We start from the raw sequence: 18,425 nt of genomic DNA, 5'->3' as shown, positions 1-18,425 counted from the left end.
TGCGCCTGCCAATAAAAACAAGAAAAACCAAGGGAGACTTCCAGTGAAGAGCTTGCTCTATCCCGCCGTCTCGCTGATGAACCGCTTGAGCTTCGGCATGAAGTTCAGCCTGATCAGCGTGCTGTTTCTGGTGCCAATGCTGGTGACCAATTTCTATCTGGTGCGCGATTCCTATCGTGAATTCCAGGGCACCCGGGTCGAGCTGCAAAGTCTCGATCTGCTGGGTAGCGGCCTGGCCCTGCGCCGCGATCTGGAAACCCTGAACAATCTGGTGCAGATCAACGTCACCCTTGGCCAATCCGGCAAAGCCGGGAATGTCGAAGCGCAAATCGCCACCCTCGAACAAGCCGTGCTGACCCGTCTGCAAGGGCTGACGGCGATGACGGACGACTCCGAGCAGATCAAGCTCTTCGATAGCAAGCGCGACGAGATGATCGCCGCGTTCAAGGCCCAGCAAGCGGAAAACTCGCTGCAAAGCAAAAGCGCACTGATCGGCAAACTGCTCACCAGCGCGCAGATTTTCAGTCAAATCATCAGCAGTCAGGCAGGTTTGAGTCGCGACAACCAGGGCGATATTCGGCAGCTCACTGAGCTGGTGACGCTCATTACACCCAGCGTCACACAAACCCTCGGCGAGGGTCGGGCGATGGGTTCCTACTCTCTGGGCCAAGGGTTTCTCAACAGCGCATCGAGCACCCGTTTCGATGAGTTACTGGTGCAGATCGAAAAGCTTCAGGCCGAATATGGCCTGAAACTGCAGGACGCCCTCGCGTCCAGCAGCGCCGCGCATGAGTCCCTCAATGCCCCGGCAGAGAGCAGCAAGGCGTCGTTGAAACAGGCCAGCGAACTGTTTGAAGAGCAGGTGGTGATGGCCGACACCCTCGATGCGCCGTGGCAAGCGTTTTACGACCAGGTCACCGGACTGATCGACAAGACCTACCAGCTCAACGACGCCACACTGAAATTTCTCGACCGGCAATTACAGCAACGCTTGACCGAGAACCGCACGCACATGGTCCTGCAGGCCGTGGCGCTGTCGCTGGTGTTTGTGTTGATTTTCTATCTCTACGGCGGCTTCTACGCCTCGACCCGCACCACGCTCAAACGCCTCGGCGCGATGATGGACAAGGTTGCGGCCGGCGACATGACCGTCAACTTCAAGGCCAGCAGCCGCGACGAACTCGGCGAGTTGGGCGAGGTGTTCAACGGCACCGTGAAGAAGATTCACGACCTGATCGAGCGAGTCGGTCAGACCGTCGCCGAAGTCGAGCGCCAGGCCGGGCAAGTGGAAAACGTCTCGGCGCAAAGCAATCAGGCGGTTGCCGGGCAACGTACGCAGATCGAGCAAGTGGCGACGGCGATGAACCAGATGTCGGCAACCTCGCTGGAGGTCGCGCGCAGTGCCGCCGCCGCAGTGAGCAGCGCCCACAGCGTCAATGACGAGACCGTCAGTGGCCGTGGTCTGGTCGAGTCGCAGCAGGGCAGCATTGCTGCGCTGGCCAGCGAAATCGACCAGTCGGTGCGGGTCATCAATCAGTTGGCCAGCGACAGCCAGTCGATCAGCCGCGTGCTTGAAGTGATCAAGAGCATCGCCGAACAAACCAATCTGCTGGCACTCAACGCCGCGATTGAAGCGGCGCGTGCCGGCGAGCAGGGACGCGGTTTTGCCGTGGTCGCCGACGAAGTGCGCACCCTGGCCAAGCGCACCCAGCAGTCGACCGAAGAAATCGAGCAGATGATTGCCAAACTGCACGGCGGCGTCGGCGCGGCGGTGAAAGCCATGGGCATCAGCCATCAGATGGCCAACGGCACCGTCGACCAATCGGCCAAGGTCCAGCAGGCGCTGGAAAACATCCTCGGCGCGGTGGGCATGATCGTCGATCAGAACCAGCAGATCGCCGCTGCAGTTGAACAGCAGACCGCCGTCGCCCACGACATCGACCAGAACATCGTCGAAATCAACCGCGCCGGCGAGCGCACGGCACAAGGCGCGCACCAGACCGAAGATGCCAGCCGTGCCCTGTCGGCGCAGGTGGTCGAGCTTAAACAACTGATCAGCGCGTTTCGCGTCTAGGCCATACGCCGATCCCCTGTAGGAGTGAGCCTGCTCGCGATAGCGGTGTGTCAGATAAAAATTTGTAACTGACATTCCGCTATCGCGAGCAGGCTCACTCCTACAGGGGGGGGCGATGTGTCACCAGTCGAACACTTCGCAGCAGTTGGCGGTGCTGGCGGCGGCGAGTTGTTCAGGTGCAATGTGCATCAATTCAGCCAGCGCCGCACAAATCGCCGGCAGATGCGCCGGGCTGTTGCGCTGGCCCGGGTACATCGCTGGCGCCATGTCCGGTGAGTCGGTTTCCAGCACCACCGACTCCAGCGGCAACTGCGGCAGCACCCGATGCATGCGTAACGCTTGCGGCCAGGTCGGTGCGCCGCCGAGGCCGAGTTTGAAACCGAGCTTGATGTACTCGCCGGCTTCTTCGCGGCTGCCGGCGAAGGCGTGGATGATCCCGGCGCGTTTGAGCTTGAAACGCTTGAGCGTGGCGATCACCGCCGCGTGGCTGCGGCGTACATGGATCAGCGCCGGCAGTTGGAAGTCTGCGGCCAGTTGCAGTTGCGCCTCGAACAGCGTCTGCTGGCGCTCGCGGTCGAGGGTTTCGATGAAGTAGTCCAGACCGATTTCACCCACCGCGCACAGCTGTCGATGACCGTGCAGCCGCGTCAGCCAGTCACCCAGTGTCTGCAGGTCTGCAGGCTGGTGCTGATCGAGAAACACCGGGTGCAGACCAAACGCCGCGTACAGATCCGCATCGCTCTGCACCAGATCCCACACCCGTTGCCAGTTACCGGTATGCACGCCGAGCACCACCAGCCGCCGCACGCCGAGGGCACGACTCTCGGCGAGCAACGCCGAGCGATCGGCGTCGAAGTCGGGGAAATCCAGGTGGGTGTGGCTGTCGATCAGCTCCACGGTTCAGTCCCGGTGAATACGCTGTTTGAACGTACGTGCGATGGCTTGCACGCCGGGGGCGTACTCCGACTGCTCGACGGCGGCGAGCGCCAGTTCCAGCGCCTTGTCGGCGATCAACTGGTGCTGCTGAGCCATGGCATTGACCGGCAGCGGCAGGAAATCCAGCAGCTGCGTGTCGCCGAAGGTGCCAAGACGCAGCGGCCGCGATTTCAGCGGGAAATCATGCAGCGCATCGAACACGCCCTGCAGCAAAACGTAGGACGTGGTGATCAGCGCATCGGGCAAATGCCCCAGACGTTGCAGGAGTTCTTCCATCAGTTGCTGGCCGCATTCACGGCTGAAGGCTTCGGCGTGCTCGACCAGCACTTCGCCTTGGAAATCGCTCAGTGCCTGGCGGAAACCGGCGGCACGCTCCTGGCTGATGCTCAGTTCCGGGCGCGCGCCGAGCAGCACGATCTGCTTCGGCTGCGGGTCGAGCAGGCTCTGGGTCAGGTGCAGGCTGGCTTCGCGGTCGTCACTGATCACCGAGCAAAAATGCTCCGGCTCCATGACCCGGTCGATGGCAATGATAGGCAGCCCTTTGGCCTGCAACTGCCGATAACTGTCATCGCTGGCCGGTAGGCAACTGGCGACGATCAGCGCATCGCAGCGTCGCGCGCGGAACAGTTGCAGCAACTGCCGTTCGCTCTCCGGCGCATCGTCGGAACTGGCGATCAGCAATTGATAACCGCGGGCCCGCGCGCCTTGCTCGAGCAGCTTGGCGATTCGCGCGTAACTGGGGTTTTCCAGATCCGGCAGAATAAAGCCCAGCGTGCGCGTATGCCGGCTGCGCAGGCCGGCCGCTTGCGGGTTTGGGGTAAAGCCGTGCAAGTCCACCACCGCGCGCACGCGCTCGACGGTCGCATTGCTGATGCGCTGCTGTTCGGCCTTGCCGTTGATGACGTAGCTGGCGGTGGTCACGGACACGCCGGCCAACCGCGCGATATCACTGAGTTTCAACCCGGGATTTCCTTGTTTTTTCGAGCTTGCCTCGACATTTTCGCCAATCCTACCCGATTCGGGCAGGCGACCTGTTGCCTACGCACTTCCGACAAGTTGGACTTCAACGATGAGACATTATCGAGTAACGTGCCGATCAATCTAGATTAAACGTTTCAGCAAGCGTATTTTCTACGTTTTAGACGCCTTTGCCCGGTTCTGCCGTAAAACCGCCAAAACGGCCGCTCAAAAAGCGCGGCCGAGCGCCTAAGCTGTGACCATCAAAACAATACCTGGCCTGTATCGGGCCAAAAAGGAGATTGCATGCTCGAGCTCACTATAGAGCAGATATCCATGGGCCAAGCGGCCGTGGATAAACCCGCCGCCCTGCAGCTTTTGGCCGATCATCTGGTTGCCGATGGCCTGGTCGCCGATGGTTATCTCGCCGGCTTGCAGGCCCGGGAAGCACAGGGCTCGACCTTTCTCGGCCAAGGTATTGCCATTCCTCATGGCACCCCGGAAACCCGCGATCAGGTATTCGCCACCGGCGTGCGCCTGATGCAGTTTCCCGAGGGCGTCGATTGGGGTGATGGGCAGATTGTCTATCTGGCAATCGGCATTGCGGCCAAATCCGACGAGCACCTGCGCCTGTTGCAACTGCTGACCCGCGCGCTCGGCGAAACCGATCTGGGCCAGGCCCTGCGCCGTGCCAGTTCGCCGGAAGCGCTGCTGAAGTTGCTGCAAGGTGCGCCGCAGGAGCTGGCGCTGGATGCGCAGATGATCGGCCTCGGCGTTTCTGCCGACGATTTCGAAGAATTGGTCTGGCGTGGCGCGCGTCTGCTGCGTCAGGCCGATTGCGTCAGCATCGGTTTTGCCGGCGTGTTGCAGCAGGTCGAAGCGCTGCCGCTGGGCGATGGTCTGTGGTGGCTGCACAGCGAGCAAACCGTCAAGCGTCCGGGCCTGGCGTTCGTCACCCCGGACAAACCGATGCGTTACCTCGGTCAGCCGCTCAGCGGTCTGTTTTGCCTCGCGAGCCTTGGCGAAGCGCATCAGGCGTTGCTCGAGCGTTTGTGTGCGCTGCTGATCGAAGGTCGCGGTAATGAATTGGGCCGTGCCACTAGCAGCCGCAAAGTCCTCGAAGTGCTCGGCGGTGAGTTGCCTGCCGACTGGCCGAGCGCGCGCATTGCGCTGGCCAACGCCCACGGTCTGCATGCGCGGCCGGCGAAAATCCTCGCGCAACTGGCGAAGAGTTTTGACGGCGAAATTCGTGTACGGATCGTCGACAGCCAGGACAGCGCCGTGTCGGTCAAAAGTTTGAGCAAATTGCTCAGCCTCGGCGCCCGGCGTGGTCAGGTGCTGGAGTTGATCGCCGAGCCGAGCATCGCCGCCGATGCCTTGCCGGCACTGCTCGCCGCCATCGAAGAAGGCCTCGGCGAAGAAGTCGAGCCGCTGCCCGCCGTCAGTCAGCAGCGTGAAGTGATGGCCGACATCGCCGAGGTGCTGGTCGCCCCGGCCTCAGGCAGCCTGCTGCAAGCGATTCCGGCAGCGCCGGGCATTGCCATCGGCCCGGCGCATGTTCAGGTTCAGCAGCACATTGATTACCCGTTGCGCGGCGAGTCCGCCGCCATCGAGCGTGAGCGCCTGACGCAAGCGCTGAGCGACGTGCGCACAGACATTCAGGGCCTGATCGAACGCGGCAAGGCCAAAGCCATTCGCGAAATTTTCATCACCCATCAGGAAATGCTCGACGACCCGGATCTGACCGACGAAGTCGACACCCGCCTCAAGCAAGGCGAGAGCGCCGAAGCAGCGTGGATGGCGGTGATCGAAGCCGCGGCGAAACAGCAGGAAGCGTTGCAGGACGCCTTGCTCGCCGAGCGCGCGGCGGATCTGCGCGACATTGGTCGCCGGGTGCTGGCTCAGTTGTGTGGCGTGCAAACCGCGAGCGAGCCGGAGCAGCCGTACATTCTGGTGATGGACGAAGTCGGCCCGTCCGATGTTGCGCGTCTGGATCCGGTGCGTGTCGCCGGGATTCTCACCGCGCGCGGCGGCGCCACCGCGCACAGCGCAATCGTCGCTCGTGCCCTCGGCATTCCGGCGCTGGTTGGCGCAGGCGCGGCAGTGTTGCTGCTGGAGCCGGGCACGCCGTTGCTGCTCGACGGCCAACGCGGGCGCCTGCATGTCGACGCCGATGCCGCGACCCTCAAACGTGCCGCCGAAGAGCGCGACACCCGCGAGCAACGCTTGAAGATCGCCGCCGAACAGCGCCATCAACCGGCACACACCACCGACGGCCATGCCGTCGAAGTGTTCGCCAACATCGGCGAAAGCGCCGGCGTGACCAGCGCAGTCGAGCAGGGCGCCGAAGGCATCGGTCTACTGCGCACCGAACTGATTTTCATGGCTCACCCGCAAGCGCCGGATGAGGCGACACAAGAAGCCGAATATCGCCGCGTCCTGGACGGCCTCGCCGGGCGTCCGCTGGTGGTGCGTACGCTGGATGTCGGCGGCGACAAACCGCTGCCGTATTGGCCGATCGCCAAAGAGGAAAATCCATTCCTTGGCGTGCGTGGCATTCGCCTGACCTTGCAGCGCCCACAGATCATGGAAGCGCAACTGCGCGCCTTGCTGCGTTCGGCCGACAACCGACCGTTGCGGATCATGTTCCCGATGGTCGGCAGCGTCGAAGAATGGCGCCAGGCCCGTGACATGACTGAACGTCTGCGTGAGGAAATCCCGGTGGCCGATCTGCAACTGGGGATCATGATCGAAGTGCCGTCCGCCGCGTTGCTCGCGCCGGTGCTGGCCAAGGAAGTCGATTTTTTCAGCGTCGGCACCAACGACCTGACGCAATACACCCTGGCCATCGACCGTGGTCACCCGACGCTGTCGGCGCAGGCGGACGGCTTGCACCCGGCGGTGCTGCAACTGATCGACATTACCGTGCGCGCGGCCCATGCCCATGGCAAATGGGTCGGCGTCTGCGGCGAACTGGCGGCCGATCCGCTGGCGGTGCCGGTGCTGGTCGGCCTCGGTGTCGATGAACTGAGCGTGTCCGGCCGCAGCATTGCCGAAGTCAAGGCGCGCATCCGCGAACTCAGCCTGACCCAGGCGCAAACCCTTGCTCAACAGGCCTTGGCCGTGGGCAGCGCCAACGAAGTGCGCACATTAGTGGAGGCCCTGTAATGGCCAGGATTCTTACCCTGACCCTCAACCCGGCGCTCGACCTCACCGTCGAGTTGCCGCAGCTGGAGGCCGGTCAGGTCAATCGCAGCGACGAAATGCACACCCACGCTGCTGGCAAAGGCGTGAACGTCGCGCAGGTCCTCGCCGACCTCGGCCATCAACTGACGGTCAGCGGTTTTCTCGGTGAGGACAATCTGCAAGCGTTCGAAACCCTGTTCGCCAAACGCGGCTTTGTCGACGCATTCATCCGCGTGCCGGGCGAGACGCGCAGCAACATCAAGGTCGCCGAGCAGGATGGCCGCATCACCGACATCAACGGTCCCGGGCCGGTGGTCGATGCCGCGGCGCAACAAGCGTTGCTCGACCGTCTGCTGCAAATCGCACCGGGGCATGACGCGGTGGTGGTCGCCGGCAGTTTGCCGCGCGGGGTCACGGCGCAGTGGTTGCGTGAGCTGATCGAAAAACTCAATGCGCTCGGCCTGAAAGTCGCCCTCGACTCCAGCGGCGAAGCGTTGCGTGCGGCATTGCAGGCCGGGCCTTGGCTGATCAAGCCGAACACCGAAGAACTGGCCCATGCGCTCGGCTGTGAGGTGGTTTCCCAAGTCGCCGAAGCGCAAGCAGCGGCACAGTTGCATGCGCAAGGTATCGAGCATGTGGTGATTTCCCACGGCGCAGACGGCGTGAACTGGTTCCGCGTCGGCTCGGCGCTGCATGCGACGCCGCCGAAGGTCAGCGTCGCCAGCACGGTCGGTGCCGGTGATTCGTTGCTGGCCGGAATGCTCCACGGTTTGCTCAGCGCCGATACGCCCGAGCAAACCCTGCGCACGGCCACCGCGATTGCCGCGATGGCGGTGACCCAGATCGGTTTCGGCATCGACGATGCCGCGCAACTGGCGCAGCTCGAACAGGGCGTGCGCGTGCGCCCCCTGACAGAACAATAAGAGGGTTTGTGATGAAGTTAGCCATTGTTACGGCTTGCCCGAACGGCATGGTCACCAGTGTGCTGTGCGCACGTTTGCTCGATGCTGCGGCGCAGCGTCAGGGCTGGAGCACCAGCGTCGAAGTGGTCGATCCGGCGCACCCGGAGCGCGAGTTGTCGGCGGCCACCATCGAAGCGGCGGAGTGGGTTTTGCTGGTCACCACCGGCCCGATCGACATGAGTCGTTTTGTCGGCAAGCGGGTGTTCCAGATCGCCCCGGCGCAGGCGTTGCAGGATGTCGAAGCGGTGCTGCGCCGTGGTGCCGAGGAGGCTGAGGTCTACGTCGCCAGCGAAGCAGAACCGGCTGCTGACGCGCCGCGTGCGCCGCGCATTGTCGCGATCACCGCGTGCCCGACGGGCGTCGCCCACACCTTCATGGCGGCCGAAGCATTGCAGCAGACGGCCAAGCGTCTGGGCTATGAATTGCAGGTCGAGACCCAAGGCTCGGTCGGCGCGAAAACTCCGTTGAGCGCAGCGGCGATTGCCGACGCTGACGTGGTCCTGCTGGCGGCAGACATCGAAGTCGCTACCGAGCGTTTTGCTGGCAAGAAGATCTATCGCTGCGGCACCGGCATCGCCTTGAAGCAGTCCGAGGCCACGCTGAAAAAAGCCCTGGCGGAAGGCAAGGTGGAAAGCACTGCCAGTGACGGAAAACCTGCGACCAGGTCAGAGAAGACCGGTGTCTACAAACACCTGCTGACCGGTGTGTCTTTCATGCTGCCGATGGTGGTGGCGGGCGGTTTGATGATCGCGCTGTCGTTCGCATTCGGCATCAATGCTTTCGAGGAGCCGGGAACGTTGCCGGCTGCGCTCAAGCAAATCGGCGATGCGGCATTCACTCTGATGGTGCCGTTGCTGGCCGGTTATATTGCCTATTCGATTGCCGATCGGCCAGGCATCGCGCCCGGCATGATCGGCGGTGTTCTGGCGAGCACATTGGGCGCGGGCTTCATCGGCGGCATCATCGCCGGTTTCCTCGCCGGTTACAGCGCCGCCGCGATCAGTCGCTGGCTGCGTCTGCCGCAATCGTTTGATGCTTTGAAGCCGATTCTGCTCATCCCGTTGCTGGCCAGTCTGGTTGTCGGCTTGATCATGATCTATGTGGTGGGGCAGCCTGTTGCAGGCGTGCTCGCCAGCATGACCACGTTCCTCAAAGACATGGGCACCGCCAACGCCGTGCTGTTGGGCGTGGTACTCGGCGCGATGATGTGCGTTGACCTCGGTGGGCCGATCAATAAAGCGGCCTATGCGTTTTCAGTCGGCCTGATGACGTCGGCCAATGCCAGCTATGCACCGATTGCCGCCGTCATGGCTGCCGGCATGGTGCCGCCAATCGGTATGGGCATCGCCACTTTCCTCGCTCGACGCAAATTCGCCCAGACTGAGCGCGAGGCGGGTAAGGCGGCGTTGGTATTGGGCATGTGCTTCATTTCCGAAGGAGCGATTCCGTTTGCTGCGAAAGATCCGCTGCGGGTGATCCCTGCGAGCATTCTCGGTGGCGCGCTGGCCGGCGCATTGTCGATGTATTTCAGCTGCAAACTGATGTCGCCGCATGGCGGTTTGTTCGTGATGGTCATTCCCAACACGATCAACCATGCGTTGCTGTATTTGCTGGCGATTGTCGCCGGAAGTCTGGTGACGGCAGTGGTGTATGCGCTGCTCAAGCGGCCTGAGGGGGTTGAGCTGGCGGTCGATCCCGTCAACGCCTGATAGCACAATCCCCTTGTAGGAGTGAGCCTGCTCGCGATAGCGGTGTGTCAGGTGCATTGATGTTACTGACCCACCGCTATCGCGAGCAGGCTCACTCCTACATTTTGTTTGCGGTGTGGCTGATGTCATGGCGAGTTCATACAGCCATGCTTAAGTTTTCCCTTTTGCAGGGAGAACACCATGAGCGATTTCAACCTCGGCCGCCGTCGCGTCATGCAAGCGGTCGGCGCCGGGCTGTTGCTGCCGGGGCTGGCGCCGGCGGTGATTGCCTCGGTCAAGGATCGTCCGCAGCTTACCGACGGCGTGCAATCGGGCGACCTGCTCGGCGACCGTGCGATGATCTGGAGCCGCAGCGATCGCCCGGCGCGCATGGTGGTCGAGTGGGACACCCGAAGCCTGTTCGGCAATCCGCGCAAGTTCGTCTCGCCACTGGCCGATGCCCGCAGCGACTTCACCGCCCGCGTCGAGCTGACCGGGCTGCCCGCCGATCAGGCAATTTTCTATCGCGTGTACTTCGAGGATGCCCAGACCGGTGTTGCCAGCGAACCGTGGTTCGGCCACTTGCGCAGCGTGCCGACGGCCAAGCGCGATATCCGTTTTGTCTGGAGCGGTGACACCGTCGGCCAAGGTTTCGGCATCAACCCGGACATCGGCGGCATGCGCATCTACGAAGCAATGCGCCTGCGCCTGCCGGACTTCTTCATCCACAGTGGCGACACCATCTATGCCGACGGCCCGGTGCCGGCGCAACTGACCACCGAAGACGGCCGCATCTGGCGCAACCTCACTACTGAAGCCAAGAGCAAAGTCGCGCAGACGCTCGATGACTATCGCGGCAACTACCGCTACAACCTGATGGACGAAAACATTCGCCGCTTCAACGCCGAAGTGCCGCAGATCTGGCAGTGGGACGATCATGAAGTGGTCAACAACTGGTCGCCGGGCAAACAACTCGATGAGCGCTATCAGGAAAAAAATATCCATACCCTCGTCGGGCGCGCGCGGCAGGCGTGGCTGGAATATGCGCCGATGCGCTTGCAGGCGGCCGATGGCGGCGGGCGGATTTATCGCAAGCTGAGCTATGGGCCGATGCTCGATGTGTTTGTGCTGGATATGCGTAGTTATCGCGAGGCCAACGACGACAACCTCGGCGCGGCGAAACCGTTTCTCGGGCGTGAGCAACTGGACTGGCTCAAGCGTGAATTGAAGGTTTCGAAGGCACAGTGGAAAGTCATCGCTGCCGACATGCCCATCGGGCTCGGCGTGCCGGACGGCGAGGTCAGCCCGGGCGTTGCGCGCTGGGAAGCCGTGGCCAATGGCGACCCTGGCCCGGCGCAGGGACGGGAGCTGGAAATCGCCGAACTGCTCGGCTTCCTGCGCGCACAGCAGGTGCGCAATTTCGTGTTTCTGACGGCGGACGTGCATTACTGCGCCGCGCACCACTATCACCCGGACCGGGCGGCGTTTCAGGATTTCGAACCGTTCTGGGAGTTCGTGGCCGGGCCGTTGAATGCCGGGAGTTTCGGTCCCAATCCGCTGGATAAAACCTTCGGGCCGCAAGTGGTCTTCGAGAAAGCCCCCGCCGCGCAGAACACCTCGCCGTTTGCCGGGTTTCAGTTTTTTGGCGAGGTCAATATCGACGGGCAGAGCGGGGAGATGAGTGTGGTGTTGCGGGATCTGGACGGGATGGCGGTGTTTGAGCAGAAGTTGCAGCCGGTCTGATTCGATTAACACCGCAGTCCCCTGTAGGAGTGAGCCTGCTCGCGATAGCTATCTGTCAGAGAAATTGATGCTGACTGACACACCGCTATCGCGAGCAGGCTCACTCCTACAGGGATCGGAGGCGTCAGTAAACGTCGCGGCGGTAGCGGCCCTGTTCGATCAGGCGTTCGACCTCGGCGCTGCCGAGGATATCGGTGAGTGCCTGATCCACCCCTGAGGCCATCCCTTGAAGGCTGCCGCAGATATAAATGACGGCGCCCTCCGCCAGCCATTGCTTCAGCTCTTGCGCCGATTCACGCAAACGATCCTGCACATAAACCTTCTCGGCCTGATCCCGGGAAAACGCCAGGTCCAGGCGCGCCAGATCACCGTTGATCAACCACTCTTCCAGCTCGGCGCGGCAGAGGAAATCGTGCTCACGATTACGCTCACCAAACAGCAGCCACTGGCGTTGTTGGCCGTCGGCAATCCGTGCCTTGAGCAAACTGCGCAGGCCGGCGAGGCCGGTGCCGTTGCCCAGCAAAATCATCGGCACTGGCTCGTTGGGCAAATGGAAACCGCTGTTGCGGCGTACGCGCAGGCTGATGCTGCCGCCCACGGGTGCATGTTCGGTCAGCCAGCCGGAACCGATGCCGAGCGTGCCGTCGGCGTGCTGTTCCTGACGCACGATCAGTTCCAGCACGCCGTCGTCGGCGATCGAGGCGATCGAGTATTCGCGCATGGCCAGCGGCACCATTGCATCGACCAGTGACTGCGCATGCAGGCCGACCAGATGCGCGCGGTGTTCTGGCAATTGGCGCGAGGCCAGTGCCACTTCCAGCGGCTCGCTGAGGCCGTTGATGTTCACCGTGGTCTCGCCACGAATGCCGAGGCCGTCGAGAAAATGTTCAATCGCCCACGGGCAGTTGCGCGGCAGCACTTCGACCAGATCGCCGGCCAGCCAGCTGCTGGTGTCCGGCGCTTTGAGGCCCAGCAGGTAGACCGGCGCGCCGCTGCTGTCGGGGTTCATCAGTTCGCGCCGCAGCAGCGTCCAGTTGGCGTAGCTCGGCGCCTGCCAGGTTTCGCTCGGCGCCTGTCCGGTGAGCTGACCGAGTTGGGTTTGCCAGTGACGCAGGGCGTAGGGATCGCCGCTGTCGACTTCTACCGGCGCGAACAAGGTCTTGCCGCCGTGCTCGCTTAGCCATTGGTGCAGGCGTTTGGCGAAGCCGCAGAAGTGTCCGTACTGGCGGTCGCCGAGGCCCAGCACCGCGTAGTTCAGGCTGTCGAGGGTCGCGGCCTGGCTCAGCACTTTGCGCTCGAAACCGCGCGCGCTGTCCGGCGCTTCGCCGTCACCAAAGGTACTGACCACGAACAGCGCATTGCTCGATGCGCGCAGATCCTGCTCGCTGACATTGGCCAGCGGCTGCACGTTGACCGGCAGTCCGGCAGCTTGCAATTGCCCGGCGGTTTGCCAGGCCAGTTGCTCGGCAAAACCGCTCTGGCTGGCGAAGCCGACCAGCCATGCCGGGGCATCGCCGGCCGGTTGTTCTAGCCCTTTGCGTGCATCCTTGATCTGCTTTTTCTTGCGCCGGCGGTCGAGGTACAGCAACCATCCGGTGATAAAGAACAGCGGCATGCACACCGCCGCAATGGTCACGATGATGCGCCCGACGAGGCCGAAATAGCTGCCGACGTGCAGCGCATAAATGCTGGTCAGCAGTTGCGCCTTGAAGCTTTTGTCGGCGTAACGGTCGACGCGTTTGACCTGCCCGGTGGCCGGGTCGAGGGTGATCTGGTTCAGCGCACGGTCATGCGGCGAGCTGTCGAGCAAATAGAACACCGTCGCCGGTTGGCCGGCCACCGGTGGCATGCGGATGTTGTAGGCGGACAGGCCCGGGCCGGCGGCGCTGTAGATGCTGCTCCACATCGCCGCGTAGTCGGCGGTCGGCGCCGGGCCTTCGGGGGCCGGGCCGCGCCCGCCGCGCACGCGCTCGTTTTGCGGCGCATCGGACAGCAGACGGGTCAGGCCTTTGTTGTACCACTCGTAGGACCACGACAACCCGGTCAGCGCCAGCAGCAGATACACCAGCAGGCACCAGGTACCGGCCACCGAATGCAAATCCCAGTTGAACGCCCGACCTTTTTTCTTCCAGTCCAGAGTCAGCCACACGCGCCAGCTGTTCCACTGCCGCGGCCAGCGCAGGTACAAACCGGACAGGCAGAAAAACAGCAGCATCAAGGTGCAGGCGCCGGTGATGTTGCGCCCGGTGTCACCCATCGCGAGGAAGCGGTGCAGTTGCAGCATCAGGCCGAAGAAATCCTGGCCAACTGCATCGCCCTTGAACTCGGCGGTGTACGGGTCGAAGTAGCGCATTTCGCCGCGCCGCTCGCCTTTGGGCGGCGTGAAGTAAACCCGCGCCGCGTTGCCACTGTCGGTTTCGACCCAAAGCATGGCGACTTTCTTGCCGGACGCACCTTCGATGCGCTCCACCAGTTCGACCGGCGGCAGCACCCCGGCGACCCGTTTTTCCACTTGCAGGACGGACGGATTCAGCGCCCGCAGGATTTCGTCCTGAAACGAATAGGCCGCCCCGGTGATGCCCATCAAGGCCAGCACCAGCCCCGCGGTGATGCCAAAAAACCAGTGCAACTGGAACAGGGTTTTCTTCAACACGTCACTCGCCGTCCGTTCGAAAGTTGTCATCACGGCGCGCATTATGCCGTGGGTTGTCGTGAAGCGTTTTTCGTTACACGCAAAAGCCCCGTTCAATTGAATGAACGGGGCCAAGCCTTGCGGCATATCCCTGTGTAGGAGTGAGCCTGCTCGCGATAGCTATTTGTCAGATACGCAGATGCTGACTGATCACCGCAATCGCGAGCAGGCTCACTCCTACAGGTTCCACCGTTATCAGAAGTGGAAATTGGTGCTCAACAGTGCCGTACGGCCCGCCGCCTGATTGGCGAAGTGGGTCGAGAAGGCTTTGTCGTAATAGGTTTCGTCGGTCAGGTTCTGTACGTTGAGTTGGAGGTCGACGTTCTTGGTCAGCTTGTAGGCGGCCATCGCGTCGTAACGTACATAGGAATCGACCATCGTGGTGTTGGCGACACTGCCGTAGACGTCGTCGACGTAGAACGCGCCACCGCCGATCGTCAGCTTTGGTGTGACCTGGTAAGTGGTCCACAGGCTGGCGCTGTTTTTCGGTGTGTTCGGCAAGTCGTTGCCGTCGTTGGCGCGGCCCAACGGACCGCCGTCAACCTGTTCGCTGTCCATGAACGCGTACCCGGCGAACACCTGCCACTTGTCGGTGAGCTTGCCGCTGGCCGACAGCTCGAAACCTTGTACGCGGGTCTTGCCGGCGTTTTCGTACGAGCTGGTATCAACCTGCACGCGGGCGTTTTCTTTCTCGGTACGGAAGATGTCAGCGGTCAGCGACAGGCGATCGTTGAGCAGATCCCACTTGGTGCCGATCTCGTAGTTCTTGGTGGTTTCCGGCTCCATGTCGCTGCTCAGCAGGTTGCCGCTGCGATCCGGCGTGCCGCCCAGCGGATTGCCTTCCTGACCTTCGCCCAAGGTGTTGCCCGGCGGCGTGGCGGAGGTGGCGTAGGACGCGTAGATGCTGCCGTTTTCCGCCGGTTTGTAGACCACGCCGAACTGGCCGGTGACGAACTCGCTGGTGTCATCGCCCTTGGAGGTGGTGCGACCGGCTGCGTTGTAGGTCTTGTAGTCGGTGTCGAAGTGGTCGTACCGCAGGCCCATGTTGACCAGCCACTGCTCGGACAGCTCCAGGGTGTCGAACACGTACAGCGCGTAAGTGTCGGCCTGAGTGTCGGTGCCGGCGTAGTTGCGCGAGATCGCACCGTTCCACGGATCGTTCGGGTTCGGGTTCGACAGCGAGGTGCAGTTGTAACCGCTGGCCGCGCCGATCAGGCCCGGGTTGCAGTTGGTGGTGACGGCGCTGGTGCGCGGCGTGGTATCGGTGTTGACGTTGTACGAGGATTTCTCGCTCTGCTCGCGGGTGTATTCAACCCCGGTGGAGAAGCTGTTCTTGAAACCGGCCACGTAGAAGGTGCCAAACAGGTCGGTCTGGTTGGTGGTGGTTTCGGTGTTGCTCACCCGCGTATTCGCTCGGCGCCAGACGCTGCCATTGTTGACGTTGCCCTTGCTGTCGTCCGGCTGAGTGAGGATGTAATCCTGCATGCTGGTGCCGTGGCGCAGGGTGTTCTTGAGCGTCAGCGAATCGTTCAGGTCATGCTCGATGGCGAAGGTCGCGGTGTCGGTGCGGCCCTTGCGGAAGTCGCGGTCCAGACCGTAGAAGTTGCTGTCATCGCCACCGGCATATGGCTTGTCCGGGTTGGACTTGGTACGCGGGTTCGACAGGGTATAAGGGATGCCCGAATCCGGCGTGTCGTTGCTTTCCAGATGGTAGTAATCGAGGTTGACGCGGGTGTCGGTGCCCAGGCCAAACGCCAGCGACGGCGCGATGCCCCACCGGTCGTAATCGACCTTGTCACGACCGGCGACGTTGCTCTCGTGGCTCATCAGGTTCAAACGACCGGCGGCGCTGTCGCTGAACTGATAGTTGCCGTCGAGGGTGTAGCGCTGGGTCTGGTCGGAGCCGTAGGTGAAGCCGCCATCGAACGAGTTGCCCAAATGGGCTTTCTTGCTCACCAGGTTGATGCTGCCGCCCGCCGCGCCACGACCGCCGATGGCGGAATTCGGGCCCTTGCTGACTTCGATGTTCTCGACGGCGAAGATCTCGCGGCTTTGCGAGCCGGTGTCACGCACGCCGTCGAGGTAGGTGTCGCCCTGTGCATCGAAACCACGGATGAACGGACGGTCGCCCTGCGGGTTGCCACCTTCACCGGCGCCGAAGGTGATGCCCGGCACGGTGCGCAGCGCGTCCTGCATGTTCAGCGCGCCGGTGTCTTTGAGTACTTGTTGCGGAATGACGGTGACCGAGCGCGGCGTATCGACCAGCGGCGCGGTGTACTTGGGCGAGGAGGCTTTCTCGACCTGGTAGGACGTCGAGTCCTGGGCTTCGCCCGTGATGGCGGTGGCGTCCAGGGCGATGGCATTACCGGAGGCTTTGCTCTCGGTCTTTTCGGCGGCGAACACCATCTGGCCTGCGGAGCCGGCGGTGATTGCCACACCGATTGCAGAGGCGAGCAGACGTGGTGAACTGACCGGTAATTGTGCGTGTTGACGTGCCATTTTTATTCCCCTCCCCAAGGATTTGAGGCGGCGGAATATAGGGTAAACAGGTATTTGTATCAATTGCGAAAAATTACTATTCGCGACAAATTTACATTCTTTACAATTTAACCTTACGGTTTTTGCCAGTTCGTTCGTCTCTCGCGTTTTACACGGGCAATAAGAATCAATACCATTGCCGCCTCTTTGCCATCAGGTGACACCGCCATGCTGCTGCACATTCCCGGACTGTTCGCCAAAGAAGAGGTGCAACGCATTCGCCAGGCGTTGGAGCAGGCCGATTGGGCCGATGGCAAGATCACCGCAGGCTTTCAATCGGCCAAGGCCAAGCACAACCTGCAACTGCCCGAAGGCCATCCGCTGGCCAAGGAAATCGGCGCGGCGATGCTCGAACGGCTGTGGAAAAATCCACTGTTCATGTCCGCCGCGCTGCCGCACAAAGTCTTCCCGCCGTTGATCAACTGTTACACGGCCGGCGGCAGCTTCGATTTCCATATCGATAACGCTGTGCGCCAGCCCAAGGGCAGCATCGAGCGCGTGCGCACCGATCTGTCGGCCACGCTGTTTTTCAGCGAGCCGGACGATTACGACGGCGGCGAGCTGGAGATTCAGGACACCTACGGCACCCAGCGAGTGAAGCTGCCAGCCGGCGACATGGTGTTGTATCCGGGCACCAGTCTGCACAAGGTCAACGCCGTCACTCGCGGCGCGCGTTATGCGTCGTTTTTCTGGACGCAAAGTCTGGTGCGCGAAGACAGCCAGCGTGCGTTGCTGTTCGAGATGGACGGGGCGATTCAGCAACTCACGCATGATGTTCCCGACCACCCTTCGCTGATCCGTCTCACCGGCACCTATCACAACCTGTTGCGGCGCTGGGTCGAGGTATGAGCTTCCAGTTGCGCCGCGAGGAAGTCCTCGATGCGGCCGGGTTGACGGCGATGCTTGAAGAAAGCCCGGCTCGAGCGGCGCAGGCGATTCTGCTGGCTGCGGGTGAAGGCGAAATCGAAGCGCAGGCGTTGCTCGGGCAGATTCTGCTCGATGGCCGCGGCATCGCTCAGGATCAACCACTGGCGCTGCGCTGGTTCGGCATTGCCGCCGGGCGCGGGCACCTGATGGCGCGCAACATGCTCGGGCGCTGTCATGAGCATGGCTGGGGTTGCGTGGCGGATGCCTCGATGGCGGCGCAGCATTATCGTATCGCCGCAGAGGCCGGGCTGGACTGGGCGATGTACAACCTCGCCAATCTGCTCGCGACCGGGCGCGGTGTCGCGGTTGATCATCTGCAGGCGCTCGGGCTGTATCGACGCGCGGCGGAACTCGGCCATGGGAAATCGATGAACCTGCTGGGGCGCTATCTGGAGGAAGGGCAGGTGTGCCCGGCGGATTCGGTCGCGGCACGTGACTGGTATCGGCGTTCGGCCGAGGCCGGGGATTTTCGTGGGCAGTTCAGTTTTGCCGCAGTGTTGGCGGCGGAGGGCAGGATTGATCAGGCGCTCGTTTGGCTGGAGAAAGCCTTGGTTGCTGGCAATCTGAATTTTTTGCGGGTGGCGAGTCAGACGCTTTTGAGTGCGCCTGATCCGAGGATACAAACGTTGGCAACCCGATATCAGCGGCGTGCAGATGAACTGAGCCGCACCGCATAACCCTGTGGGAGCGAGCCTGCTCGCGAAGTCGTCGTGTCAGTCGCC

The 18,425-nt window shown here is 62.3% G+C and carries 11 protein-coding genes and 1 pseudogene; 8 read left to right on the top strand and 4 right to left on the bottom strand.

Features of this window, described 5'->3' with window-relative positions; translation table 11 throughout:
- Positions 1-76: 76 nt before the first annotated feature.
- A pseudogene (locus tag J3P93_RS23500) lies at positions 77-1,168 on the top strand (methyl-accepting chemotaxis protein); the annotation flags it as partial.
- Positions 1,145-2,074, top strand: a complete 930-nt coding sequence (locus tag J3P93_RS23495) for a methyl-accepting chemotaxis protein (protein WP_434598479.1) — start codon at positions 1,145-1,147, stop codon at positions 2,072-2,074. The pseudogene J3P93_RS23500 and the gene J3P93_RS23495, both read left to right, overlap by 24 nt.
- Positions 2,075-2,194: 120 nt before the next feature.
- Here J3P93_RS23495 and J3P93_RS23490 read toward each other — a convergent pair whose 3' ends face one another.
- Together J3P93_RS23490 and cra are read right to left on the bottom strand one after the other, a co-directional pair.
- Entirely contained in the window at positions 2,195-2,971 is a 777-nt protein-coding gene (locus J3P93_RS23490) for a TatD family hydrolase (RefSeq protein WP_434592427.1), read from the bottom strand.
- 3 nt (positions 2,972-2,974) lie between these two features.
- Positions 2,975-3,970: a catabolite repressor/activator gene (cra, locus tag J3P93_RS23485; RefSeq protein ID WP_434592424.1), complete on the bottom strand. Its 996-nt coding sequence runs from the start codon at positions 3,968-3,970 to the stop codon at positions 2,975-2,977.
- Positions 3,971-4,273: 303 nt separating this feature from the next.
- Between cra and ptsP the strand changes: the two genes are divergently transcribed.
- The 4 genes from ptsP (at position 4,274) to J3P93_RS23465 (ending at position 11,546) form a co-directional block, all read left to right on the top strand.
- Positions 4,274-7,135: a phosphoenolpyruvate--protein phosphotransferase gene (gene ptsP / locus J3P93_RS23480; protein ID WP_434592422.1), complete on the top strand. Its 2,862-nt coding sequence runs from the start codon at positions 4,274-4,276 to the stop codon at positions 7,133-7,135.
- The gene (gene pfkB / locus J3P93_RS23475) at positions 7,135-8,076 is read left to right on the top strand and encodes a 1-phosphofructokinase (protein WP_434592419.1); all 942 of its coding nucleotides are present in this window, start codon (positions 7,135-7,137) and stop codon (positions 8,074-8,076) included. The genes ptsP and pfkB overlap by 1 nt, the downstream gene beginning before the upstream one ends.
- A gap of 11 nt (positions 8,077-8,087) precedes the next feature.
- Complete coding sequence (locus tag J3P93_RS23470; RefSeq protein WP_434592417.1) at positions 8,088-9,824, top strand: PTS fructose-like transporter subunit IIB; 1,737 nt, start codon at positions 8,088-8,090, stop codon at positions 9,822-9,824.
- Between the two features lie 180 nt (positions 9,825-10,004).
- On the top strand, positions 10,005-11,546 hold the full coding sequence (locus J3P93_RS23465; protein ID WP_434592414.1) for an alkaline phosphatase D family protein: 1,542 nt from the start codon (positions 10,005-10,007) through the stop codon (positions 11,544-11,546).
- A 124-nt stretch (positions 11,547-11,670) separates the two neighbouring features.
- Here J3P93_RS23465 and J3P93_RS23460 read toward each other — a convergent pair whose 3' ends face one another.
- Positions 11,671-14,199: a PepSY domain-containing protein gene (locus J3P93_RS23460; RefSeq protein WP_434598477.1), complete on the bottom strand. Its 2,529-nt coding sequence runs from the start codon at positions 14,197-14,199 to the stop codon at positions 11,671-11,673.
- A gap of 234 nt (positions 14,200-14,433) precedes the next feature.
- The gene (locus J3P93_RS23455; RefSeq protein WP_206415510.1) at positions 14,434-16,737 is read right to left on the bottom strand and encodes a TonB-dependent receptor; all 2,304 of its coding nucleotides are present in this window, start codon (positions 16,735-16,737) and stop codon (positions 14,434-14,436) included.
- A gap of 207 nt (positions 16,738-16,944) precedes the next feature.
- Here J3P93_RS23455 and J3P93_RS23450 point away from each other — a divergent pair, with 207 nt between their 5' ends.
- Positions 16,945-17,625, top strand: a complete 681-nt coding sequence (locus J3P93_RS23450; protein WP_434592411.1) for a Fe2+-dependent dioxygenase — start codon at positions 16,945-16,947, stop codon at positions 17,623-17,625.
- Entirely contained in the window at positions 17,622-18,380 is a 759-nt protein-coding gene (locus J3P93_RS23445) for a tetratricopeptide repeat protein (RefSeq protein ID WP_434592408.1), read from the top strand. The genes J3P93_RS23450 and J3P93_RS23445 overlap by 4 nt, the downstream gene beginning before the upstream one ends.
- Positions 18,381-18,425 lie beyond the last annotated feature (45 nt).

The sequence above is a fragment of the Pseudomonas sp. R3-57 genome (genome assembly GCF_051132065.1).
In the GTDB taxonomy this organism is placed as follows: Bacteria; Pseudomonadota; Gammaproteobacteria; order Pseudomonadales; family Pseudomonadaceae; genus Aquipseudomonas.
Note: the sequence above shows the minus strand (reverse complement) of the source record. Positions and strands in the feature narration are given on the sequence as shown.

Excerpts from the sequence above, each read along its gene's own strand:
- J3P93_RS23495 (WP_434598479.1), top strand. The coding sequence starts at position 1,145 with ATGACCGTCAACTTCAAGGCCAGCAGCCGCGACGAACTCGGCGAGTTG.
- ptsP (WP_434592422.1), top strand. The coding sequence starts at position 4,274 with ATGCTCGAGCTCACTATAGAGCAGATATCCATGGGCCAAGCGGCCGTG.
- pfkB (WP_434592419.1), top strand. The coding sequence starts at position 7,135 with ATGGCCAGGATTCTTACCCTGACCCTCAACCCGGCGCTCGACCTCACC.
- J3P93_RS23470 (WP_434592417.1), top strand. The coding sequence starts at position 8,088 with ATGAAGTTAGCCATTGTTACGGCTTGCCCGAACGGCATGGTCACCAGT.
- J3P93_RS23465 (WP_434592414.1), top strand. The coding sequence starts at position 10,005 with ATGAGCGATTTCAACCTCGGCCGCCGTCGCGTCATGCAAGCGGTCGGC.
- J3P93_RS23455 (WP_206415510.1), bottom strand. The coding sequence starts at position 16,737 with ATGGCACGTCAACACGCACAATTACCGGTCAGTTCACCACGTCTGCTC.
- J3P93_RS23450 (WP_434592411.1), top strand. The coding sequence starts at position 16,945 with ATGCTGCTGCACATTCCCGGACTGTTCGCCAAAGAAGAGGTGCAACGC.
- J3P93_RS23445 (WP_434592408.1), top strand. The coding sequence starts at position 17,622 with ATGAGCTTCCAGTTGCGCCGCGAGGAAGTCCTCGATGCGGCCGGGTTG.